Origin of the sequence: Brevundimonas sp. UBA5713 (assembly GCF_002419815.1) — a bacterium.
Classification (GTDB): Bacteria; Pseudomonadota; Alphaproteobacteria; order Caulobacterales; family Caulobacteraceae; genus Brevundimonas.
On the sequence record NZ_DIGV01000026.1, the window covers coordinates 1 to 21,709 of the forward strand.

The 21,709-nt window shown below is 61.8% G+C and carries 29 protein-coding genes; 6 read left to right on the forward strand and 23 right to left on the reverse strand.

Going from position 1 to position 21,709, the window contains the following annotated elements; translation table 11 throughout:
* Positions 1-164: 164 nt before the first annotated feature.
* Positions 165-1,256, forward strand: coding sequence for a tRNA preQ1(34) S-adenosylmethionine ribosyltransferase-isomerase QueA (queA, locus tag B3B04_RS06075; RefSeq protein WP_292041020.1), 1,092 nt, complete (start codon positions 165-167; stop codon positions 1,254-1,256).
* Here the strand turns inward: queA and B3B04_RS06080 are convergent.
* Complete coding sequence (locus B3B04_RS06080) at positions 1,253-1,471, reverse strand: hypothetical protein (RefSeq protein ID WP_292041022.1); 219 nt, start codon at positions 1,469-1,471, stop codon at positions 1,253-1,255. The two genes, queA and B3B04_RS06080, sit on opposite strands and share 4 nt — an antisense overlap.
* Before the next feature lie 213 nt (positions 1,472-1,684).
* Here B3B04_RS06080 and B3B04_RS06085 point away from each other — a divergent pair, with 213 nt between their 5' ends.
* On the forward strand, positions 1,685-2,161 hold the full coding sequence (locus B3B04_RS06085) for a hypothetical protein (protein WP_292041024.1): 477 nt from the start codon (positions 1,685-1,687) through the stop codon (positions 2,159-2,161).
* A 15-nt stretch (positions 2,162-2,176) separates the two neighbouring features.
* Complete coding sequence (gene tgt, locus B3B04_RS06090) at positions 2,177-3,289, forward strand: tRNA guanosine(34) transglycosylase Tgt (RefSeq protein ID WP_292041025.1); 1,113 nt, start codon at positions 2,177-2,179, stop codon at positions 3,287-3,289.
* 56 nt (positions 3,290-3,345) lie between these two features.
* Here tgt and B3B04_RS06095 read toward each other — a convergent pair whose 3' ends face one another.
* Positions 3,346-4,095: an SDR family oxidoreductase gene (locus tag B3B04_RS06095; RefSeq protein ID WP_292041027.1), complete on the reverse strand. Its 750-nt coding sequence runs from the start codon at positions 4,093-4,095 to the stop codon at positions 3,346-3,348.
* Positions 4,096-4,211: 116 nt separating this feature from the next.
* Between B3B04_RS06095 and B3B04_RS06100 the strand changes: the two genes are divergently transcribed.
* Positions 4,212-4,583, forward strand: a complete 372-nt coding sequence (locus B3B04_RS06100) for a winged helix-turn-helix transcriptional regulator (protein ID WP_292041028.1) — start codon at positions 4,212-4,214, stop codon at positions 4,581-4,583.
* A gap of 51 nt (positions 4,584-4,634) precedes the next feature.
* On the opposite strand, the gene B3B04_RS06105 is transcribed toward B3B04_RS06100, so the two are convergent.
* Positions 4,635-5,177 (reverse strand): hypothetical protein, encoded by a 543-nt coding sequence (locus tag B3B04_RS06105; protein ID WP_292041030.1) that lies wholly within the window; start codon positions 5,175-5,177, stop codon positions 4,635-4,637.
* Positions 5,178-5,507: 330 nt separating this feature from the next.
* Here B3B04_RS06105 and B3B04_RS06110 point away from each other — a divergent pair, with 330 nt between their 5' ends.
* Positions 5,508-6,050, forward strand: a complete 543-nt coding sequence (locus B3B04_RS06110; RefSeq protein WP_292041032.1) for a hypothetical protein — start codon at positions 5,508-5,510, stop codon at positions 6,048-6,050.
* Between the two features lie 1,359 nt (positions 6,051-7,409).
* Here B3B04_RS06110 and B3B04_RS06115 read toward each other — a convergent pair.
* Complete coding sequence (locus tag B3B04_RS06115) at positions 7,410-7,835, reverse strand: hypothetical protein (protein ID WP_292041034.1); 426 nt, start codon at positions 7,833-7,835, stop codon at positions 7,410-7,412.
* Positions 7,835-8,416 carry a glycoside hydrolase family 19 protein gene (locus B3B04_RS06120; RefSeq protein WP_292041036.1) on the reverse strand — a complete coding sequence of 194 codons (582 nt, stop codon included), beginning with the start codon at positions 8,414-8,416 and terminating at the stop codon, positions 7,835-7,837. The genes B3B04_RS06115 and B3B04_RS06120 overlap by 1 nt, the downstream gene beginning before the upstream one ends.
* Positions 8,417-8,463: 47 nt before the next feature.
* On the opposite strand from B3B04_RS06120, the gene B3B04_RS06125 reads away from it, so the two are divergent.
* Positions 8,464-8,592 (forward strand): hypothetical protein, encoded by a 129-nt coding sequence (locus B3B04_RS06125; protein ID WP_292041037.1) that lies wholly within the window; start codon positions 8,464-8,466, stop codon positions 8,590-8,592.
* 4 nt (positions 8,593-8,596) lie between these two features.
* On the opposite strand, the gene B3B04_RS06130 is transcribed toward B3B04_RS06125, so the two are convergent.
* From B3B04_RS06130 to B3B04_RS06215, 18 genes are all read right to left on the reverse strand, one after another.
* Positions 8,597-8,845: a hypothetical protein gene (locus tag B3B04_RS06130; RefSeq protein WP_292041040.1), complete on the reverse strand. Its 249-nt coding sequence runs from the start codon at positions 8,843-8,845 to the stop codon at positions 8,597-8,599.
* Positions 8,842-9,165: a hypothetical protein gene (locus B3B04_RS06135; RefSeq protein WP_292041041.1), complete on the reverse strand. Its 324-nt coding sequence runs from the start codon at positions 9,163-9,165 to the stop codon at positions 8,842-8,844. The genes B3B04_RS06130 and B3B04_RS06135 overlap by 4 nt, the downstream gene beginning before the upstream one ends.
* 48 nt (positions 9,166-9,213) lie before the next feature.
* Entirely contained in the window at positions 9,214-9,510 is a 297-nt protein-coding gene (locus B3B04_RS06140) for a hypothetical protein (RefSeq protein ID WP_292041044.1), read from the reverse strand.
* 13 nt (positions 9,511-9,523) lie between these two features.
* Complete coding sequence (locus B3B04_RS06145) at positions 9,524-13,417, reverse strand: hypothetical protein (RefSeq protein ID WP_292041048.1); 3,894 nt, start codon at positions 13,415-13,417, stop codon at positions 9,524-9,526.
* Entirely contained in the window at positions 13,417-13,842 is a 426-nt protein-coding gene (locus B3B04_RS06150) for a DUF6950 family protein (RefSeq protein WP_292041049.1), read from the reverse strand. The genes B3B04_RS06145 and B3B04_RS06150 overlap by 1 nt, the downstream gene beginning before the upstream one ends.
* The gene (locus tag B3B04_RS06155) at positions 13,842-14,516 is read right to left on the reverse strand and encodes a hypothetical protein (RefSeq protein WP_292041052.1); all 675 of its coding nucleotides are present in this window, start codon (positions 14,514-14,516) and stop codon (positions 13,842-13,844) included. Before B3B04_RS06155 ends, B3B04_RS06150 begins: the two co-directional genes overlap by 1 nt.
* A 22-nt stretch (positions 14,517-14,538) precedes the next feature.
* Entirely contained in the window at positions 14,539-15,129 is a 591-nt protein-coding gene (locus B3B04_RS06160; protein ID WP_292041055.1) for a hypothetical protein, read from the reverse strand.
* A complete protein-coding gene (locus B3B04_RS06165; protein WP_292041057.1) occupies positions 15,129-17,180 on the reverse strand; it encodes a phage tail length tape measure family protein in 2,052 nt (683 codons plus the stop codon). The genes B3B04_RS06160 and B3B04_RS06165 overlap by 1 nt, the downstream gene beginning before the upstream one ends.
* Entirely contained in the window at positions 17,177-17,521 is a 345-nt protein-coding gene (locus B3B04_RS06170) for a phage tail assembly chaperone (RefSeq protein WP_422653063.1), read from the reverse strand. The genes B3B04_RS06165 and B3B04_RS06170 overlap by 4 nt, the downstream gene beginning before the upstream one ends.
* Entirely contained in the window at positions 17,521-17,928 is a 408-nt protein-coding gene (locus B3B04_RS06175; protein ID WP_292041063.1) for a hypothetical protein, read from the reverse strand. Before B3B04_RS06175 ends, B3B04_RS06170 begins: the two co-directional genes overlap by 1 nt.
* Positions 17,929-17,991: 63 nt before the next feature.
* Positions 17,992-18,465 carry a phage tail tube protein gene (locus B3B04_RS06180; protein ID WP_292041065.1) on the reverse strand — a complete coding sequence of 158 codons (474 nt, stop codon included), beginning with the start codon at positions 18,463-18,465 and terminating at the stop codon, positions 17,992-17,994.
* A gap of 59 nt (positions 18,466-18,524) precedes the next feature.
* The gene (locus B3B04_RS06185; RefSeq protein WP_292041068.1) at positions 18,525-18,920 is read right to left on the reverse strand and encodes a phage tail terminator-like protein; all 396 of its coding nucleotides are present in this window, start codon (positions 18,918-18,920) and stop codon (positions 18,525-18,527) included.
* A 3-nt stretch (positions 18,921-18,923) separates the two neighbouring features.
* Positions 18,924-19,364 (reverse strand): hypothetical protein, encoded by a 441-nt coding sequence (locus B3B04_RS06190; RefSeq protein ID WP_292041071.1) that lies wholly within the window; start codon positions 19,362-19,364, stop codon positions 18,924-18,926.
* A gap of 4 nt (positions 19,365-19,368) precedes the next feature.
* On the reverse strand, positions 19,369-20,409 hold the full coding sequence (locus tag B3B04_RS06195) for a phage minor head protein (RefSeq protein WP_292041074.1): 1,041 nt from the start codon (positions 20,407-20,409) through the stop codon (positions 19,369-19,371).
* A 3-nt stretch (positions 20,410-20,412) separates the two neighbouring features.
* Positions 20,413-20,619 (reverse strand): hypothetical protein, encoded by a 207-nt coding sequence (locus B3B04_RS06200; protein WP_292041076.1) that lies wholly within the window; start codon positions 20,617-20,619, stop codon positions 20,413-20,415.
* Positions 20,616-20,978, reverse strand: coding sequence for a hypothetical protein (locus B3B04_RS06205; RefSeq protein WP_292041077.1), 363 nt, complete (start codon positions 20,976-20,978; stop codon positions 20,616-20,618). The genes B3B04_RS06200 and B3B04_RS06205 overlap by 4 nt, the downstream gene beginning before the upstream one ends.
* Complete coding sequence (locus B3B04_RS06210; RefSeq protein ID WP_292041078.1) at positions 20,978-21,400, reverse strand: DnaT-like ssDNA-binding protein; 423 nt, start codon at positions 21,398-21,400, stop codon at positions 20,978-20,980. The genes B3B04_RS06205 and B3B04_RS06210 overlap by 1 nt, the downstream gene beginning before the upstream one ends.
* A gap of 5 nt (positions 21,401-21,405) precedes the next feature.
* Positions 21,406-21,705: a hypothetical protein gene (locus B3B04_RS06215; RefSeq protein WP_292041080.1), complete on the reverse strand. Its 300-nt coding sequence runs from the start codon at positions 21,703-21,705 to the stop codon at positions 21,406-21,408.
* Positions 21,706-21,709 lie beyond the last annotated feature (4 nt).

A 21,709-nucleotide genomic window follows, 5' to 3' on the forward strand; every position in this document is an offset into this window, starting at 1 on the left:
CACGGCACGCTGGGCTGGACCATGTCTTGCGGCTCGGCAGCGGTGATCCGCGATCTGGTGACGGGCGCGCAACCGGCCATCGAAACCCATGATCTGGGCCTGTCGCGCTACGCTGGATAAAGGCAGCACTTGACCGCGCCTGCGGTCAGGTGTTCACCGCGCCTGTGAAAACTTCCGACTTCGACTTTGACCTGCCCGAGGACCGCATTGCCGTGCGGCCCGTTTCTCCGCGTGACAGCGCCCGCTTTCTGGTTGTGAAGGACGGCGCGCTAGAAGATCGCATTGTGCGTGATCTTCCGGACCTGCTGCAGCCTGGCGATGCGCTGGTGTTCAACGACACCCGCGTGATCCCTGCCCGTATGAGCGGCGTCCGCGAGCGTGTGGGTCCGGAAGGCGAAACCCTGACGGTCGAGGTCGAAGCCACCCTGCACCACCGCGATGCGCCCGACGTCTGGTCTGCCTTTATGAAGCCGGGCAAGCGCCTGAAGGTCGGCGACCGCGTGCGCTTTGGCAGTACCGAAGATCGCGCCTGCGAGGCCTCGGCCCTAAACGCCACCATCGAAGCCAAGGGCGAAGACGGCTTGGTGACGCTGAAATTCGATCTGGCGGGCCCCGCGCTGGATGACGCCATCCGCAATGTCGGCGTCATGCCCCTGCCCCCCTATATCGCGGCCAAACGCCCCGAGGACGAGCAGGACCAGAAGGACTATCAGACCGTCTATGCCCAGCATGACGGCTCGGTCGCGGCCCCGACAGCGGGCCTGCATTTCACACCGGAGCTACTGCAGCGACTTCGTGATCGAGGCGTCTCGACCCACGCCGTAACCCTGCACGTGGGCGCAGGCACCTTCCTGCCGGTCAAGGCCGACGACACCAAGGACCACAAGATGCACTCCGAATGGGGTACGGTGTCCGAGGAAACGGCCAACGCCCTGAATGAAGTCCATGCCAAGGGTGGCCGCATTGTCTGTGTCGGCACCACCTCCCTGCGCCTGCTGGAAAGCGCGACGGGAGAAGACGGCATCATCCGGCCCTTCCACGACGACACGGCCATCTTCATCACGCCGGGCTATAAATTCCGCGCGGTTGATGTGCTGATGACCAATTTCCACCTGCCGAAATCGACCCTGTTCATGCTGGTCAGCGCCTTTGCGGGCTTCGAGACCATGCAGGCTGCCTACAAGCACGCTATCCAGAACGAATACCGCTTCTATTCCTATGGGGACGGCAGCCTGTTGTTCAGGGCGTCGGCCTAGAATACGCCCACAGCCGCCTGCGCCCAGATCAGGGTCACCACCGCAGCGACAATAACCCCTGCGGTCGCTCTGGCACGGGCGGATTTCAGCCGTCTGACCGCCAACTCGACCAGCAATCCGGCACTTCCCAACAGAAGGATGGCGAAGGCGAAATCTTCAACGCCCCAGTTTACGCTCTCGGTAAAAAGCATGCTGACTGCGGGCAGAAGGAGCAAGGCCACAATCCAACCCCACATAAGGGTGCGCCAGTGACGGCTGAAAGTCTGCGATGCCGTATGCGATAACAAAGCCATAGCTGCACCTCTGAAATAATCGGATCAGGCGACCCCTGCCCCAAATAATACGCCAGATTTGGCACCGTTCGGTATCGCAAAGAATAATGCCGAACAGTGATTTGCTCAGAGGACAGAGCGGCTTATAGAGAGGTCATGCCTACACACTACGAAGACCTGCCCGAAGACCTTTCCGCCGCTCTGGACATTCTGGCCTCTGCCGCCACCGAGTTGCGTGATCCGTGGTGGGTATTTGGCGGGGCAGCCATGGCACTAAGCGGTCTGACGGAATGGCGCGTTCCAGACATTGACGTGATGTGCAGCCCACGGGATGCCAAGCTTCTGATTGAAAGCCTATATGGCGAGACCTCGCCTGATCCTGGTGAAGGCCTGTTCCGGTCGCGTGTCTATGGGCAAATCCTGACCACGCCGGTTCCGGTGGAGGTCATGGCCGAAATGGAGGTCCGCAACGGTGGCGAATGGACACTGGTGACCTTCGATAGTCGTATCCCTGTGGCGGTTGACGGCGGACGCATCTATATCCCCTCCGTCGCCGAGCAGATTGAGACCTGCAAACTGTTTGGCCGCCCCAAGGACCTGCAGCGCGCCGAACAGCTTCAGCGCCTGCTCTAACCGCGTAAGAACACTTTGCCTTTTCCGTTTGATATCAAGGCCACCGATGGCCGCGCCCGCACCGGCGTCCTGAAAACCGCACGCGGCGATATCCGCACGCCCGCCTTCATGCCCGTTGGCACAGCTGCCACGGTGAAGGCCCTGACGGTCGATCAGGTCAACCAGACCGGTGCCGATATCCTGCTGGGCAACACCTACCACCTGATGCTGCGCCCGGGACCGGAGCGTATGGAGCGTCTGGGTGGCCTGCATAAATTCATGCGTTGGGACAAACCGATCCTGACGGACTCCGGCGGCTTTCAGGTCATGTCCCTGTCGGGCATTTCCAAGCTAACCGAAGAGGCTGTGACCTTCTCCAGCCACATCGATGGCTCCAAGCACGTTCTCACGCCCGAACGCTCGATCCAGATTCAAGCTGACCGACTGGGTTCTGACATCGTCATGCAGCTGGACGAATGCGTCGCCTATCCCGCCGAAGAGAAACGCGCCCGTCAGGGTATGGAGCTGTCGGCCCGTTGGGCTGTGCGTTCCAAGAACGCCTTTGGCACGCGCGACACTCAGGCCCTGTTCGGCATCCAGCAAGGCTCGACCTACCAGAACCTGCGTAAGGAAAGCTCGGAACGCCTGCAGGAAATCGGCTTTGACGGCTATGCCATCGGCGGCCTTGCCGTCGGTGAAGGCCACGAGGCCATGTGCGAGGTTCTGGACTATGCGCCGGAATACCTGCCCAAGGATCGCCCGCGCTACCTGATGGGCGTCGGCAAGCCGATCGATCTGGTCGAGGCCGTCTATCGCGGCGTCGATATGTTCGACTGCGTGCTACCAACCCGCGCAGGCCGTCATGGTCAGGCGTGGACGTGGGATGGTCCGATCAACATCAAGAACGCCAAATTCGCCGAGGACGAAAGCCCTCTGGACCCGATGGTCCCCTGCCCTGCGTCTCAGGATTACAGCCGCGCCTATCTGCACCATCTGGTGAAGGCTGACGAAATCCTCGGCAAGATTCTGCTGAGCTGGCACAACATCGCCTTCTTCCAGGCCCTGACCGCCGCCATGCGCGATGCGATCGAAAAGGGCGAATTCGAGCAGTTCCGCAAGGATTTCCGCGCCCGCCACCTCAAGGCCTGATCGCGCCCACGCCTATCCTTAAAACCCTCGACCACGATCGCTGGTCGAGGGTTTTTTTAAAGATTGGCCACGCCCCCATCGACAAGCAACTCTGTTCCCACGACGAAACGCGATTCATCCGAGGCCAGATAGACCGCCGCCATGGCCAGTTCCCACGGCGTTCCCATACGCCCGATGGGGACCAGTTTGCGAATGTCGTCCTGCATGAGGGCTTGCGCCTCGGCCGACAGACCCAGCTTGCCGAGAGCCGGTGTTTCTGTTGGCCCCGGGCTAAGCACGTTTACGCGGATGCCCTTCGCGACCAGTTCAGCCGACAGGGTTCGCGCCAAGGCCAATAGTCCGGCCTTGCTGGCGGCATAAGCACTGCTTTGTGGCAAACCGATATGGGCGCTGGTCGAGCCGCACAGCACAACCGACGCATGATGACCCAGAAGCGGCAAAAGCGACTGGATCAGAAAGAAAGGTCCCTTGAGATTGGTAGCCATCAGCCTGTCCCACTGCGCCTCTTCCCACCCCTCCAGTGGCCCGTGGGTCACATCACCGGCGTTAGCGTAAAGCACATCCAGTCGCGGCCATCTCGCGGCCAACTGGGTGGCCAGCGCCCTCTGTGCCGCCACGTCTGCGGCATCCGAGCGTATCGTCCAAATCTTCGTCCCCAGTTCTTCGCGGGCGCTCGCCAGTGCCTGTTCATTACGGCCTGTGATGGCTACCTCGGCCCCTTCGGCCATGAACTGACGGGCCGTTTCCAGCCCGATCCCGCTGGTCCCGCCCGTAATCAAGGCGAACTTGTTCTGAAGGCGTGTCATAAGCGCATATCCGTTTTGTGATGTCAGGAAGCGCCATGCTCCCCTCCATTAGTACCATTTGTATAGTAGGCACCTTTTGGATACAAAGGAGGCATTAGAACCGCATTGAGGCGCTGATGTCTCCAGGCCCCGAAAACCTGCCTTCGATGGACGAGCCGTGCCCGATGATTGATTTCGTCAATCTGATCTCGGGAAAGTGGGCGATTCCTATCCTCTACCGCCTGATCCTCATCAACGGGCCGGTGCGTTTCAGCGCCTTGCAGCGCGCGGTCGCCCCTATCACGCAGAAGGAACTGACGCGGCAGTTACGTCTGTTCGAGCGCCACAAGCTGATCGAGCGTCAGGTCTTTGCCGAGGTGCCGCCGCGTGTCGAATACCGCATTACCGATCTGGGCCGCACGCTAGGCCCTACTCTGGATTCGCTGGCCCAGTGGATGCGCACCCACGGCCAGTCGCTGGATCGCAAAGATGAAGCCGCCATTTCCTAACTGCAGCCCTGCCCGCAGAAAAAAGGGGATTCAACCGGCTCCCCTTTTTCATTAACGGCGGCGATAGCCCGCAGGCGCGGCGGGCGGCGCACAGTTCTTTTGCTGTCCGATGCCTTTCAGGAAGGACCGGCGCTGCAAGCCCGCGCGAATGGACGACTGAACCAGTTGGCTATGCTGATGCGCGCCCGTCAGACGGCGAACCCATGAACGGGCGGGGATGAAGTCGGTCACCGTGCCGCGCACAGCATCAAGGGTGGCATCGGCCGCCGCGTCCGCCGCCTGCTCGCTCAGCGGGCCGTCTTCTTCCTGCGCGACATCGCTGTCAGGCCCCAGAGCCTCGTCCAGACGCGCGATCTCGGCACCAATCGCCGCACAGCGCGCCATGCCGCGCGCATCGTACGGATTCTCGCGGGCCTGCAACAGAACTTGCGGAATATCCTCGCGGACGAGGTTGAGGTCCTCCAGCGGTGCCTGCAAGGCCCCGCCCAGTCCGGCCCCCACCTGATCGACCCCGCTGCGCGCCGACGCGCCAGCATTACACCCCGCCAGAACCACACAGGCACCGGCTACGAACAGCTTAGTTTTGATTGTCATGGCAGAGTAAGGGCGCGAACCCTTGCCCTGTTCCGCCAAAACGTCACAAAAAGCTAAGCCGTGCTCCCGCGAGGACCGAATTCATCGCGTAAGGACATGAATTTTAAGGGGAATGCTTCACGAGAGTGGTACGCCCCCTCGGGCTCGAACCGAGGACCCTCTGATTAAAAGTCAGCGGCCCGTTTTCGCGAAAACAATCACTTAGTTAGGAGCTCTCTGTATACGACTTCGTAGCCAACCGCCTGCGTGGTGATGCTTTACGCACTCCGCTTTGTTCTCTTTGCGTTCTGGGTTATGGGTCGCGAAGGTCGCGCAGTTCCAGAGACAACCATGAGCAGCCCGGACAATTCCCAGAGCCAAGTGAAATCATATTTTAAGGACGTGGCACCGGATGACACGTTTCCCTACCTCACCGGTGGCGAACTGCCCTTGGTTGACGTGGTGCGGTGCGGCTGGCTGCTGCGTGTGCGGTGTTGGTCCTGCGACAAGACCCGCCATTTGAATGGCCGCGAGATTTGCGCTCACCATGCGCATGCCCTGACACATTCGATACGAGACTGGGCGCGGTCACTCAAATGCGCCCAGTGTGGGGCCAAACGATATCAAATTGACCGACAACAAGATGCCGCTGCCCATGGCGAATTCATGGCTGGGAGCCATCTCTCGATGTCGACCGGTTTTCGACGTCTCGCCGACAGGCTCGCCGATCATGGCCTGAATATCGCAGACTATCTGGTAGCCGTGAGCGAACTCCCGACTCCAATCGAGTTGCGACTTGCAGATCTCGGGCCACTTGGCGCTCTATTGGAGCGCGAACGCCGCCGTCGCGCGCTCATCAGATCACAAGCCCTCAAGGAACGCGGCGGCGCATAATGCCGGGCCACAGCCACTCATCCAGCCGACTCTGATTTTACAGAACGGCGTTTACCTGCGAGTGTCTTGGAGACAACCAGCAGTGATGAACATGAAATTTACAACCCACCTTGCCCTAGCGTGCTGCCTCTTCTCGACCACTGCTTCAGCACAGTCGATCCGCTTACATTCATCTATTTCGGGCCCCCCTGCTGCTGAGATTCTGATGGCCTACACTGGCGGTTGTGGGGGTGCCTTGGTAAGAGTTTTGGGCATATCAAACTTTGGCCCAGAGACATTCACTGTAGATCTCGACGTAGGCGATGTAATCGTTAGAAGGGCGACAAGTGGCGCGCCGATTAACATTAGTCTGAAACAGAGCCTTAACGACCATAACGGCATGGCCTGTGTGGGACTAGGACGCGACACAAGGCTTGTGCTTTGGACGGCGTGCGGAGGGTCCGCCTGTGGCGGCGATTATTTCAACTTTACAGTGGTAGACCCTTCCGTCCCGCGAGTGGTTTCTCCGGAGAGCGGCTGTGACTTTGCGTGTGCTTCAGATCTGACAAAAAATCAGATACCCCCGCGCCTCGGCGTGAACGATTAAACGGCTGGTGTGCGGCCCGCAATATCGAGACCTGAACGCCTAAACGCAAAAAGCCCGCCCCGGACGAACCGGAGCGGGCTATTGTTTTGGACCATTTGAAAAGCCAACTTACTGATCGGCTAGATTGCCTCCTCAGTCACCGAGTAGGTAATGAGGGTAGCCCCACGAAGATTGGGCCCTGGCGCGCTACCCTGCATGGTGAACACGGCCGAAAATCGGTGCGCGTCGCCTATCCATTCGGACCTAAAGACAGAAACCTGACCGGCTTGGTGGTGGCGCAGCAACATGACCGTTCTGCCTTGATCGTCACTGGTGATGGCTGTGAGCTTTTCAGCAGCGCCGTCTATACGAAACAAAAACAGAGCACCTCGGATGTCTAGTTCGGCCTCAGTGTCTTCTAGGCCCATTGGGAATGAGCCAGCATCGATCACACTTTTTCCTGATATTGTTATAACTGGCATTGGAATATCCTTGATAGGTGGACTTCCGATGTAATGCACCAAGTGTAAACGACAAGTCGCGAATAGTGATACGTCCACAAGGCCCCTCCTCGAGGCGGCCTGCCGAATGTCAAAAGTCTTGGAGGAGGCGCTGGCTTATAGTTCTAGCCCGGCCTCGGTCGGGGTCGAGGCGGGGGACATCTAAGCCCGCTCATTCCCATATCGGCATGCCACCGGCACAACCGCGCGACGGCGTCCCACCCCCGCTCGCCCCACATCTCCAGCGCGATGACGTGATCCACAAAGGCTTGCTCGCTCTCAAACCCCGCCGGATCAGCGAGCGGCTTGGCCTCGACCGTCAGATCGGCAATCGGCGGGTAGATCCGCGTCTCGGGTGCCTTGGTCGCGCAGCCAGACGCAATAAAGGCGGCGCTGCACAGGGCTAGAGGGAGCATCAGGTAACCTAGAGACCGCATCGGTTCGTTCCTTTTCGCGGTTGAGATTGACTTGGATATCGAACAGCCGGTCATCGCTGGCTGTGGTGTCGGCCTTGCGCGCACGGTCGAGCGCGACGGCTCGGGATTCAGCCTCGCGACGAACCCGGTTCGCCTCCTCGGCGCTCTGCTGGGCACAGGTGGCCAGCAACAGCACCAGAGCGGCGGCCAGCGCCAAGACGGTCCAGCCGAGGACGGAAAGCGAGCGGCCAATCTGGACCGCCGACCGCCATGCCGAACGGATCAACAAAGCGAGACCGGCCATCACAGCACCAGCGCCTTCGCGCGGGCTGTACGGACCTTGCGATCATCCAATCCATTGGTGCCGCCATTGATAGCGCGCGTCAGGCCCAACAGGTCATCGGCATCCGCCTTGGCGTTCAGCTTGCGCTCGTTCCAATAGATGCAGCCGACCAGCAGGCCGATAGATGGCTTGGCGACGATCTCAGGGTGGGTTTCGAGGTCGATGCCGATGGTCTGTCCGACGCGGCGATAGTTCGCTCTGCCGGTCAGCTGGATCGGTCCGCGGCCTTTGTATCGACGGCCATCACCGGCTTGGATGTTGCCGAGATCCTTGCGCCCCTCATAGGCGGCTCCGCTGGCGATCTCTTCCATATAACGGAAGCCGCCGCTTTCATGCGCGCAATGCCCCATGAAGTGAGCAAGCCGAAGCCCGCTATCCATAATGCCGTACGTGCGGAAGTGGACATTGGCTGCGAGAGCCAGTTCGGCGGCGATAACGGGCTGCGAGCCCATGTAGGCAAAGAGCGCGGTCAAAGTCCCGCGTCCGATAATGCCATCAGCAGGCACGCCAAGGCGCTGCTGCAAACGACGAGCGTCGAGCATCAAAGCCTCCTATTGCTAAGGTTGTATTTTGGTGGTTCGTTTGGGCTATGCGCGAAGAGAAGCCCAGCAACTTGTTATTGGTCAGCGTGGCGACGCTGTTTGCCGCGACGCTGGCCTATACGATCTTCGATCTGGGACGCTTCTTGCTCGGCGCGTTAAGCGGCTGGCTGAGCTAGCCGCCTATGCTTCCGCGCTCTGGCCTTGCTGGTTTCGGCCAAAGTAGAAGCCGAGGATCAGCAGCATGCCGTCCTTGAACATCGACGCCACCAGCATCACGGCGTCGGCATAGCGTTCTGCAACCTGATCCCCCAGCCACGCGATCACAGGCAGGAACAACAGGTTTCCAGCTAGAAAGCCCAGAGCGAGGATGGTCGTGGTACGCGGCAGGTTGATCACCTGCGGCCACCATTTGGGGGGCTTACGGCTCATTCTTGGCCTCCGCGTCTGCGCTGGCGTGCTGGCGTTGCTGGCAGCTCAACCGTTTTGCTCGCGCGATCCGTCACGATGTTGGACAACGACCGTTGCAGACCGCTCACGTCGCGGCTGATGTGACTGATGTCGCCCTGAGCTGTGTCCATCTGGACCGTCAGCTTGGTCACTGCGTCACGGATACCTTGCAAGGCAGAACCGTCGCGCTCCAGCGTCGTGACCCGCTGCGACAACCGCCCCAGCATGAAGGCAAACACGGCCACCTGCACAAACAGGCCCGCAAACAGGCCTGCCATGGCGACCCAGACTGAAGGTGTCATGCGCAGTCTCCGAGCATAAAAAAGCCGCCCTGAGGCGGTGGATTAGGTTCAGGCCTCGGCGTCTTCAGGCGGGGCATCTTCTGGGTCATCAAGTGGGGGCGCTGGCTCCGCGTTTTCGTCCCATAGGCGACGCACGCGGTTGTTCAGGGTTTCCAGCACACCCGCCGTACTGGTCAGAAGGTTGGACATAAGCGGGTCCAGCGCGGTCATCCCGGCCACATTGTCCCGCAGCAGCTGGGTCATCTGGCCCACAGTGAGATTTAGAGCCTGATCGGAGCCAATCCCCGCATCGATCAGAGGTTGGAGCAATGCGCAATTGGCTTCGCGCGTGGCTGCATCAGTCATGTGGTTCTCCTATTCAAACGGCGTAGAAGCCGCGTAGACGGTAACTGGACACGGACGCCGTATCGCCGGACTGTCGGCGTGCTTGAAGCCGGACGAGACGGTTTCCGTGACGTGTGCTTGCAAGGCCATTCCAAGCCGTGGGCGGCTCATAAATCAGTGGCCCCCATGACGAGCCAAAGCCGCCTTGGCCCACAGTACCCTGCGCCAAAACTTCGACGTCTCCGCCCGATGGATTGGTGGTGACTACGCGCCATTGGACGCCATACTCAGCATAGCCTTCGCCGTCTGGCGTGCCGCTGCCCTGATGATAGAAAGTCGGCCAGAACAGATACCATCCGCCACGCTGAACCCGCGCATTGGATGTTAAAGTGGTCCACGCGGTCGTCAGCGGGGTAAGGGGGCCGCTGTCCCCACTATCAAAAGGGCCCGTGAGCGTTCGACCTCCAAAGAACCCGTCATCCTCTGTGATGCCGAGAATCCCGTTATCAAGAGATTCCGAGCCGACCGGTACGGACGCGGGGCCAGACCATAGCAACAGATCACCAGTGGTTCCGAACCCCGGCCCTAGAGTCATTCGTCTGCCGCCCTGAACAATGCTGACTGGTGCGCTGAAGAAAGCGCGACCGTCTACCAGCTTCAGCGCCTCGACCACTTGCGTGCCCAGCACGTTCGACAGGATCAGTGCCGTGCCAACGAGGCCCGCCATTGAACCATCCGGCCCAGCCTTGCCCCAGATCTGGAACGGCGCGCCGCCCGCCCCGCCGGTGACGTCAAAGCTGACGCTCCCCAGTCGGGACTGGCTATCCGCCGCCACTGCCGCCGTGATGGCGAGCTGAGCCTGAACGTCTGGCAGAACCGTACCCGCCGCAATTTCACCTTCCGTTGCTGGGCGAATAGCGCAGCGATCCCACACGATAATTTTTGGATCAACGATACCGAAGCCAGCTTGCCAGCTCGTCATGGCGTGAAGGGTCATCACGCCATTTGCCACGTCCGGAATGTGAACTAGTCTTCTGAAGCTACGGACGATACTGCCGACATTGCCAACCTGATTATTCGTGTCGGGCTCTGTTCCAAAATTATAGGCGACAATGGTGCCGTCGCCCCATGCTCCCATCGAGAATAACACACCCGCGCCGCGCCAGCCTCCTGCGAGCAGCCGCACGTCGGCCTCGATCACATAATAACCTTTAGCGACATTGTGTATCGTCTGGCCAATACCACAGTCCTCGCGTACGCCACCGACGTTATCATGTTGCTGAAAGGCATAGGGCGAGAACCTGCCATCTGTACGTCGAGCCTGATCGCGCATGGACCCCCACGCCCACCAAGCAGCGGGAACTTGGGCGTCTGTCGGGTAGTTCGAAAACGCTGGATCAACATTGATCGCACCACCCCCGGTGCGGGCAGCTAGATTAGCGTTCACAGCAGCTTCTGCTGCCGCAGCAGTTGCTAAGTTCTTTTGCTCAATGCTCGTCGCGGCCTCGGCCTGCGCTGTTGCCGCCGACGCCCCTGCTGCGACACTAGCCGCAACAGCGTCATCCCTGGCCGATGAGGCCTGGTTGCTATAGGTCAGAGCGTCACCGGCAGCTGTGGAAGCTGTCGTAGCAGAACCAGATGCAGCGGTAGCACTGTTACCGGCGTCTGTTGCCTTGGTTGAAGCCGTCGATGCCGAAGTGGCTGCCGCCGACGCCGAGCCTGATGCGCTATCTCGCGCACTTTCAGCTGCGACTTTACTGGCATTGGCTGCGGTGGCGCTGCTGCCGGCCTCGTCAGCCTTGGTGGTAGCGATGCCCGCCGAAGTATTGGCCGCGTTGGCGGACGAACCAGCCTCGCCAGCTTTCAGGACAGCGAGATTGGCGGCCTCGCCAGCGGCCAAAGCCGACTGAGCCGCCGCAACCGTGTCGCCATACACCTCTTCGAGGTCTGACACCGCCGTCTGGTTGGAGGCCGAGATGGCTTCAACGCCCACCAGACGGTCGAGGATGTTTTGAACAGGCTCGCCTTTAAGGTGGGTGGTGTCGCCCGCCACCAGATCACCCGCTACGAACGGCCCACGCACAAGCGGTGTGGATGCCGCGCCCAGCGCGTTAAAATAGGTGATGCGAACATAGTAGGACTGGCCCGCAAGAAGGCCCGGCGCAGGGATAGATCCCGTCGGAGGTGTGCCTTTGTAAATCGCGTTCCACGGATCGGTGCCCGTCGTGGAAACCTCGATAAGTACCTCTGAGACAGCATCCGGCGGAGTGCCGACTATCTCTAACCCAGGGATTTGCACGCCACCCGCTGCGGGCGGCATCGGCTCCACAGACCATTCATCAGCCACAGGAGCCGGAGGCAGCGGATCGACCGCCGTCAGGCTCGGCGAAGGCGCGGGATTAGCGGCTTGCCCAAGCGCCCATGCGTGCTTGGCATCGCTTTCCGAGCGCACTTCCAGCGTAACTACGCAGGTGCTGGGGTCGAACACGCGCTTAACGACTACGAACTTCTGATTGTTCAGGCCCGCTTCCGGCACAGTGGCCGTGAAAGCATCGCCCGCGCGAAGGCCTAGAAGATGCGGCTTGCAGGGCATTGAGCCGGTCAGGCTTTCGCGTGCGTTGGCCACGTCATAGGCGGCCAGCTCGGCAACTTGCTTGGCCTGAGCGACGAAGCTGTAGGCAACCTCACGCGTGCGGGCCTCGTTGCGGTCTTCGGTGCGATAGATGGCAGAGGTGACCGGACCGGCAGCGCGTTGCTCCCAGAAGTGCGGCTCCGAACGATAGCGCGGCACAATCGTGTTGATGCGATCACGCCGCGTCGTCATGACGCTCAGATTGACCGGGCCAGCAAGGTCTTCGTTAGTCAGGTGGTAGATCGACGCCAGCGGAGCGTTGGTCAGGCAGCTGATGTGAGCGCCACGGTTGACGGGCACAGCACCGCCAGCCTGAAGCATGGCGGCCAGCGTCTGCCACTTGTCATCTTGCGTGGTCCACTCGCCCGCGATCTTCCAACCATTGGCGTCGGCGATGTTGGCACCGGCAACAAAGGCGGCAGTATCGATGGCTTCATCAGGAGCGCCGATACCGGCCAATCTCTTGGTCAGGTCAATGGTGCCGTCAGTGTTCAGCTTGTGGTGGCCGCGAGCCCATGCCAGCGCATGCAGCTGGGGATTTTCACTCCATTCCCACGTGCGCCAATCGGCGCGCCGCTGGGGGCCGCTGCCGCCCGGATATGTGCTGTCCTTGCGCGGATCCCAAACCTTCATGCCGCGCACGGTCCATTGCGGCTTGGGCACGCCGCCCTCGTAACCTGCCGACTTGGAGTTGTTGCGCATGGTCCAGAACGCGTGTGCGAACTGGGCCATCCGGTGAGTCGAGGTCCATTCGGACATGGCGGGACTGCCCTGCCCTTGACCCGTGGGCGGGCCTAAAGCTGCATCGCTCGGCAAGCCGAGGCGATACGTCATCCACATCTTGTCCTTGTAGGGCTCGACGTTCGCCGCCAGACCTTGAGCGCCGGGGAAGGTCACCACCTGCTCGTTTGCCGTGAACGCCTGAACGCTATCGATAGGACCCAGCGACAGGACTGTGGCGAACGAGATGAACAGGTTGCCCTTGCCCCACGTGTTGCCGTGCGCCTGACGACCACCCACGCCGAAGCGTCCCATCACGCCAGAGATCGGCGCAGACGGGTCGGCCTTGAAGTCGGTCGGAGAGCCGCCAGCGCCCGTCTTTGGTTGCATTAGGGCATTCGTCGCCGCCATACCGGCCAACGAGGCGGCACCATACAGGACAGCCTTGGTGGCGAAGTTAGCAACCGCCAGTTGAGTACTGAACGACAAGCCGGGCAGCATTGCCCCCGCCGCCGCGACGAACGCGCTATTGATAGTTGTAACGACAGCAGCAGCGGCTGTGGCGATAAAGGCCATTAGATAGACCTCCATGCTGCAAGGTATTGCAGGGGCTGGACGACAGCGCAGATGCCGGTTTCCGGATTCCACCACCCAAGAACGCGACCGTTTCCGACTGCTACGGCTAGAGCAGGCTGATTGTTTTCACCGGGCAGGGCGAAAATATCCCCCGGCAGCGCCGTAGCAGGCGCGATACGCGGCAGGCCCAACAGGTCCATACCTTCGATCAGGTCTTTGACGCCCATGCGCTTCATGGCACGCGCAGCGCCGACGGCCGACGAGTAAGTGCCGGCCTTGAGGATCGGGGTTCTGACGCCGAGTTTCCGCAGGCAAAAGGAGGCCATGCGGGCACAGTCGTCTTTGCCGTACTTCAGAGGCTTGCCGTTAAAGCGCGCAATGGTGGCATCGACCGCAGCGATGCGTCGGATCATCGGATTAGTCATCAGTAATGCACCACCATGTCATTGCCGTCCCAGCGCCCACCCCCGCCGTATCCGCCGCCCCCACCTGTGAAGCTGCCGCTACCGCCGCCCCCGCCGTTCACGTCGCGCACGACGGTCGGGCGACGTGCGTCTTGGTTCCACGGCAGGGGTCGTTGAATGTGGGTGATGTATTCGAAGCCCAGCGCGCCGGGCCAAACGGACTGTAGGAATGCGTTGTTAAGCCGGAGGCCTTCGTTGCTGTCGAACAAGCGCTCCCATGCCGAAGCCACGTCAAAAGTGATTACGGTCGCGCTCTCTGTTGCCTCAAACTCGGCGGTATCCAACTCGCCCAAGAAAAGAAGCTCAGGCTCGCCAATCAGCCAGCCGGTCGCCTGATCGATGGCCCCAAACCACAGCTTGACCGGCGAGCCCTGATTGGTCGGATTAGTGATATCCGCCATCGCGGGCAGAGAGGCAGGCAGAAAGCCGAAACGGACCTTCGGGGCCTCGGTGCCGAGCGCGTCCGTAACCGTCTCGACCTGATCCAGCACGCCGTAAACGCTGTCCTGACTGTCGAACAGTTGGCCGCCAAAGATGACTGGCCCGCCGTCCGAAATGCGTATGGTGTGGCTGGGCAACTCGATTTCGAGCAGCAGGCACACGAGAGGGGCCGCGCCTTGAAGCGCGGTGTCCATGCTTGGATTTAAGGCCATGATTTTACTCGCGTTCTACGATTGAGAACGACAGGCCGACGAACATCGCGTTCTCGACCGTCCAGCTTGTCTCGCGCCCTTGCAGGAAGCCTTCGACAACCGGTGCCGCAAAGTTGACCGGAGCATTGTCAGGCGGGGAGCGCCGGATCATCGGGTTGATCTTGAGGCCGGTCATTGCGCCCGAGGCTCCCGCCTTGTCCTCGGCAACCTGATAGAGGTAGTTGCGACCGGAGATGGTGACATTGAACCATTGACCGGCTTTGGCTGTGTAAGCCCCAAACCCGTCGAGGTTGATGGACGTGCCCAGTTGCGAGCCGCCATTGACCAGCGGCGTGCCCGGATTGCCAACATTGAAGCCCGGTTGGGGCAGCCGAAGGGACACCGTGTCACCCTCGGCCCGCGCCAATGCCGCCACCCATGCCATTGCCTCGACATAGGACATGGGTGGCATTTCAACGTCGAAGGCCCAGCGTGAGCCCAGCCGCTGGATGCGAGTTACAGGCCCGCCAAACGTCGGCTCAATATCCCTGCGGCGCGTGACCAAACGCGGCGTGAGCGCGGTAGGTGCGAGGCTGGTCGGGAGTGCAATGGCCATTACGTGAACCTCTGACGCTGACGACGCTGGGCCTGCTGTTGTTCGGCTCGGTTGTAGGAGACCGCCGCCATGCCCGCCTGTGCGGCCATCGGTGCGGCGACGCGCTCGGCAGTGTTCTCGACGTAGGCGTTCAGCCCGTCGCGGTCGGCGGTGACGCGCACGTCGATGGTGCGGCCCGCCGCATAGCCAATGGCGTAGTGCCCTTCGGCGGCGCGGTGCTGAGAGGTGTCGTATGCCTCTTGGGCCTCGGCTGCCTTGCTGGACCCGCCCGATGGGCCGCGCGTCATTGATGCACCGACTGCCATCAGAGCGGCGACAGTGGCCGCGCCCGCCGCGAGGTTCAGCGGGAATGGCAGATTTTTAATCGCGTTGACGTAGGCAACGATGGCACCGGACTTGGCCTTGGTGGCGTCTTGAGCCACCTGCTCGGCGGTTTCCTTGCGGCCCCAGATGATGGCTTGCATCATCCCAAGCAGTTGCTGGGCGCGATAGACCTGCTCGATGGCCAGCAGAATGCGGTAGCCGTCCGAGCCCTCTTGGAAGAAGCCCCGCGCCGCCGCCGCCATGTCGCCGTAGGACTGGATCTCGGCTTGGGCGCGTTCACGGGCCGCTTGGGCGGCAGTGAGACGCTGCTCACTCTCAGCAAGATTGATCTGCGCCATGCGCGACTGATAGCCGGTCATGACGGTCAGAACGTCGCCCAGCGCCCTGCCGCTCTCGCCGAACGCAGACGATAGGCCCTGCGCCATATCGCGAGCCAGATCGTCGATCAGCCGCATCTCGTCGGCAATCGCCTGAAGCGGGTTTATCAGTTCGATAGACATCTGGCGCAGCGGCTCTAGGCGCTGGCGCTCCGGCGTCACAAGGTTGATGCGCTCCGGTCGGGTCTGGCGCTGGCGGCCCGCTCGGGCTGCGCGTTCCTCCGGCGCTTCGCCCGCTTTCTCACGGATCCGGTCACGTGCAGCCCCAACCGTGTTTGCTTCTAGCTTTTCAGCTACACCGTCAACCCACGCCGCTCCAGCCTGATAGCCTGCACCATAAGCATTAATCCCCTCCACCAGACCGCTCGCAAGTGCCCCGCTGGACTGCATCCGACCCAACCGAATGTGACTGGCCTCGCTCATCCCTGCGGCCCGCACCATGCCAGCAGGGCCTGTGGCGGCCGTCAGTGCGCGCAGAACAGGCAGGGCCTTGTTGTAGCCGTCGATGACGCGGTTCACCATGTTCTCAACGGCCGCAGCCACATGGTTCACAGCCAGGGCGAAGGCGTCCGCCATCATGGCCGGAAACTGCCGCCACGTCGCTTTGATGGCATACATGGCCCCCACCTGTGAGCCGACGATAGCCTTGGTGGCACCCAAGACCCAGCGGGTCGCGGCATCCATGGCATCGCTGAACCAGCCGCCGATTTTCTCTATCGTCGGGCCAAGGATGGTGTTGATTTCGTCCGTGATCGTCTTGAGCGTTCCCTTGACGACATCGCCCATGGTGACGCCCTTGTTTTGAACCTTCTCAAGCTGCTCTTCGGTCAGGCCCATGCCCACGGTCAGGTCGCCGAATTCCTTGTTCATTGAGCGGGCCGCGAGTGCCGTCACACCCGCCACAGCACCAACAGCAAGGCCAATTCCCGCGATAATCGGAAGGATGGGGGCCAGCGCCGTCCAGATGACCGCGCCGGTCGCCACGAAGGCAGCGCGGATGCTCATGCCCGAGCGAACGGCCGCCATCTGCAGGATGTCGAACAGCTGCGGGCCTTGCTGAAGCGCAATCATCAGCGGGTTCATGCCCATGGCAGCCGTCACGCCAATGTCGGCCATCTGGCGGGACAGGTTCAGCCCTTCTTGCGCCGTGAAGCCGAACTGGCGACGGATGGCGACCTGCTGGGTGACGATGGCGTTGACGCCATGGCCGGCGTGACGGGCCGTGTTACCCAGCCGATCCAGTCCCTTTTCCGCTTGGGCGGCGGAACGGGTCAGATCGTCCAGGCGGTCCTCTGCCTGCGCGACTTCCTGACTTTCGACGCGGAGACCCAGAACGGCGAGATCGGTCATTTCTGAGCCTCCTTCTTGGCCTTCAGTCCGCGCAGAAGCGAGCCGACGGCCTTGGTGTCTTTCATGGAGATTTGCCCGTCGCCCTTGCCAGGCTTAGGCGTCACGCGCAGGCGGGCCGCGTCCAGTCGCCGGATGACGCTCACGTCCCACGGCCCGAAGCCCGCATTCATGAGGTCGTTGTAGGCGGCGATTTCGGCGTAGGTGATGGGGCCAACAGCCATCCCGATCTGGCGCGTCCCCAGCAGGGCCGTGTAGGCCTGCCAGATCGGCTCCATCTGGTCGGGAAAGTCCGGCAGCGGCCCTTTGTACTTGTCGTTGAGCGCGGCCTCAGCGAAGGCGATTAGCTCTTCGGCGAGGCCGTCAAGAAATTTGCGCGGTCGTCAATGAAGGCACGAACCTGATCGCGCACCCACGGCAGGCGGCGATACAGGGCGCGGGCGTTGTCGAGGTTGCACTCAAGCGCCTTGCCCTCAAGGACGATGTTCGACCACGCAGTCGTGGCCGTCGCCAGACGTTCGATCTCGTTGGTCATCGCCATCTCTGCCGTGATGACCTGAGAACGATTGCGCAGAATAGCGTTGGCCTGACGATTGGTCAGGGTGGTCAGGGTTTTGCCGTCCGACCCCAACAGTGTGATGGTCAGCGGCTTGCCGTCTTCGGTGAACAGCGGTGCACCATCAGGGCCGTTCAGGTGCATGACCGCACCGGTCTCGGCGGCAACAGACGTGTCGAGTTGAGCCAAATCCATGGGACTTGCCTTTCAAAAAGCAGCTGGGGCGCGACCCCAGCCTTGAAGTTTGAGGGGAGGTTTTTAGGTGTCTGCCGTAGACGGCACTTCGATGATCGCGGTGTCGATCAGCAGGTTGAACGCCCGCTTGACGATCTCGTTGGCCGACACATTGCTCAGGCGGGCCGAACCAACCAGCGCATGGAAGTAGAAGGTGCTGTCGGTGTCGTTGGCGTCTGCGCCGTCAGCTAGCACCACCTTGAAGGCGTAGGCGAACTCGGTGGCCTCGGCGGAAACAACCGCGCGCTGGCCTTCATCCAACGGGTCATTGGCGACCGTGATGGTCATATCGCCAGCGTTGCGGACGCCCTTGCGCTTACGGACGCGGGCATCACCAAGCGAGGTGAACTCGATGGTCGCGGCTTGGTCACCGAACTCGCCGATGCTCTCGACTTCCTTGATTTCCTTGTAGGTCAGCGCGGCATAGGCCGAAGCGGTCGCAGCGGCAGTGGTCGGGCCAATGTAGATCTTGGCCCCAGTGGTAGCAGCAATAGCCATGGGGTGGCTCCTTCAGATGTGTGATGAAGCCGCGCCCATCTCGGCCTTGAGGCGATCCGTCAGGCCGAGACCCACGGAATGGTGACGGGAACCAGCGTGCGGCTGTCCTCGATCAGCGGGGTAGCGATGCGCGGCTCCTGCGAGACCGTGACCTTGCGCCCGTTGCTGAATAGCTCGGTGCCTTTGGCGAAGTGCGAGCGCACCGCGTCCGCGACAGTAATGGGCTGGATGGTGGCCACGCCTTTCGGCCAAACGACCGTGATTTGCAGTAGACCCTGATCCATCCGGCCAGAGGTCGCACCTTCCCAGCGCGGAGCGTTGTAGAACACCTCGGCGGTGAGATATTTGCCGCCCGCAGGGGGCGTGAACGACAGCCCCGGATAAGCCACCGGCAAGGCGGGAGACAGCACCAAAGACCCCACTCGCGAGAGCAGGGCGTCTGTGACCTTTTGCATGGGTTAGCCTCCTGCGCGGCTCTCGGCCTCGCGGCACACTTCGGCGACGATCTGCGGCCATTGCTGAGCGGCCAGCGCCACGAAGCGGCGGCCCATGCGCCCGTTAGATCCGTATTCCTGATGGCGGGCGTAGTTGGCGCTGTAAGCGATGGTGATGGTGTCGGAAGCCTCAGCCCCCGCAAGGATCAGTTGGATGCCGACGGGGTTCCAGCTGTGCTTGGCGTCGCTGTCCGGCCTTTCTCTCAGAGGCGGCACCCCGTAGCCGATCTGGGCGACGAGCGAGGCCCGCAGGAAGCCGGTATCAACCGGCATATTACCACCAGCCCCGACGGGCGTCTGCATGGCCTCCACAACCCGCTGTACGCTCTCATTGCGAACGGCGGCGATGCGCTCCTTCGTCTTGGCGACCCATGCGGTGATTTGCGCGGTGCCTGACGAAGCCATAGCGTCACCTCAGATTGGCAAGGAAGTCGATGCGGTATTCACAATCACAGCGACATCCGATTGTCTCGGACGCCCCTGCCCCAAGGCTGGTGTCCATCGGAAACTGCATTCGAGCCCCCGACGGGCTTACGAACGGCTCTCCAAAGCGGACGCTGTCCCCATTGAGCCCCCGGTGGGTATGTCGGACCCGGAAATCACCGGCAGAGCGCCAGACCTTCGTCACCGTGTTTTCAGCGACCTTCCCTGCCGCGATCGCCTGGCGATAAGCTTCAAACTTGGCCTGCTGCATTGAGGTCATCGTCTCGACCCGGGCAATGGTCTCGCCGCGAAGCTGGAGCAGTCGGCGCTCATATGCGGTTATAGCCTTGGCAGCGACATCAGAATCCACCGGCCGGCCCTCACGGATGGCCTTGGTGATCGATCGGTCGAAGCGCTTATCCCTGCGCCCTCGCGTCAGATAGTGCTTCATGCCCTCGGGATCGCCACTGGCCAGTTCATCGCGGGCCGAGGCGACAAACCCGGCCTGCTGGAGCGTCAGACCAAGGATTCCGCCTTCACGCCTGCCTGTTGCCCGATTGATCCGGCCCACCACATCGAGGGCGGCCTGCCGGGGGTTCACGCCGTTCTCCATGCTTACCGTCAGGCTGGCGCGGACCAGCTGACGCTGCTCGGAAGTGAGCCGAGTGATCAGGTCTGACGAATGCCGAGCCAACCAGGCCTCAGCCTCTGGGTTCCGCGCGTCGAAACGCACGACCAGAGCGGTGCCATCAGGACGTCGGCGCGGCATGCCCTCAGCTGCTATCCGACCGGCCTCATCGTGCGCTTCGCGCGCTCGGTCTGCGACTTCGTTGAATACTTCGGGATCGATATGCAGCGCTGCAAGCGCTTCCTCGATGTTCCCTTGGTCGATGAGGGCCACCAGGCGCTGGAGCTCAACACCGGACCGGATTTGGTCGATGGCCCGGAAGAATGCCTCGGCGACCTCGCGGCCATACTTCGCCATCAGCTCCGTATAGAGCTGGCGCTGCCTCCGAATTTTAGTCACAGGTCAGTCCTCGAGGATGTCCGCCGCGGCCTTGCCCGCCGCCGCCATCTGATCGAGGTAGGCATCCAGCAGAGCGTGGGCTTGGTCCCGGATGGGCTGCTGGCTGGCTCCGTCCGAGCCTCGGATGTTGGCAGAGCTCATGCGATGGCCGCAGGAGATGATGTCTTGCAGCGTGGCGGTCGCCAGCGCGATCGACTTTTTGGGGCTCATGCGCGCACCTGCAGGACGTAGAGGACAGTCGTGGTCGCCGGTCGCAGCAGATCGACGCTCACAACGGTCAAAATCGCACCGTCTGCCGTAACAAGCAAATCCGAGGTCGTGGGCTCTATGCCTATGGCGGGCTCGACCAGGGCTTTCCGGTCGGTGGAGAGGATGCGCTGGCCGTCGATCTCTCGGTTGGAATAGGCGGTCAGGACGATGTGCGCGGGGTGGTCGGTCACGGTCGGCGGACCCGGATCATAGGACGGGCCAGAGCCGGGCGTCTCGCGGCGGATGAAGCCCGATGCACCGAACTTTCGGATCAACCGCTCTGCCGTGGCAGCTGCGCGGGCGTAATCGAAGGCGGGCATCAGCCGACGGCCCAGAGGCCCAGGCCGGCGACACCCTCAAGGCGCAGGTACGGTGCGAGATAGCCCTCTACGGCCGACAGGCGCACAGTGGCGTCTGCGACAGCGTCACCGCTACCAGCCACGTACTCGACCTCCAGCACGTCGACTTTCTCGCGCTTGATGGCTCCGGACTGGCTGGCTGCTACCGAAAGCCCGCCCGGGTTCTGCGCCTCATACAGCGCCGCCGCATAGGTAGCGTTCGCCAGCGCTGTCAGCAGCGGAACGACGGTCGGATCACCAATCAGGCGCGGGCCATACAGCCCATCGATGTAGTCGGTCGCCCGCTGGCGAAGAATGGCCGCGCTGGGCGCACCAAGCGGCAGGACATAGCCGCGCGCAGCGAGCCACTCGTCGAAGCCCTCAGGCGTTCCATGCGCGGCCATCTTGATTACGCCTTGGCCTGTTCGGCGACAAAGGCCGCCTTGTCTTCGTCACTCAGAGCGTTGAACGCCTCGGCGTCATCTTTGCCGAGCTTCTCAACCAGTTCTTTGTCCCCATCCATGATGGAGTACGAGCCACCGCCACGATGGACGGCCTTCACGCCGGTCTTGCCCTTCTGATCTTCGGTCAGAACGGTGTAGCGGCCAGCCCAGCCCTTGGGCTCGGTCTTCACGGTCAGTTCGGTGCCGACTTGGATTTCTTTGCCCTTGCCGTCGTAGATGCCCGGCGCGGTGATCTTGATGCGCATGTCG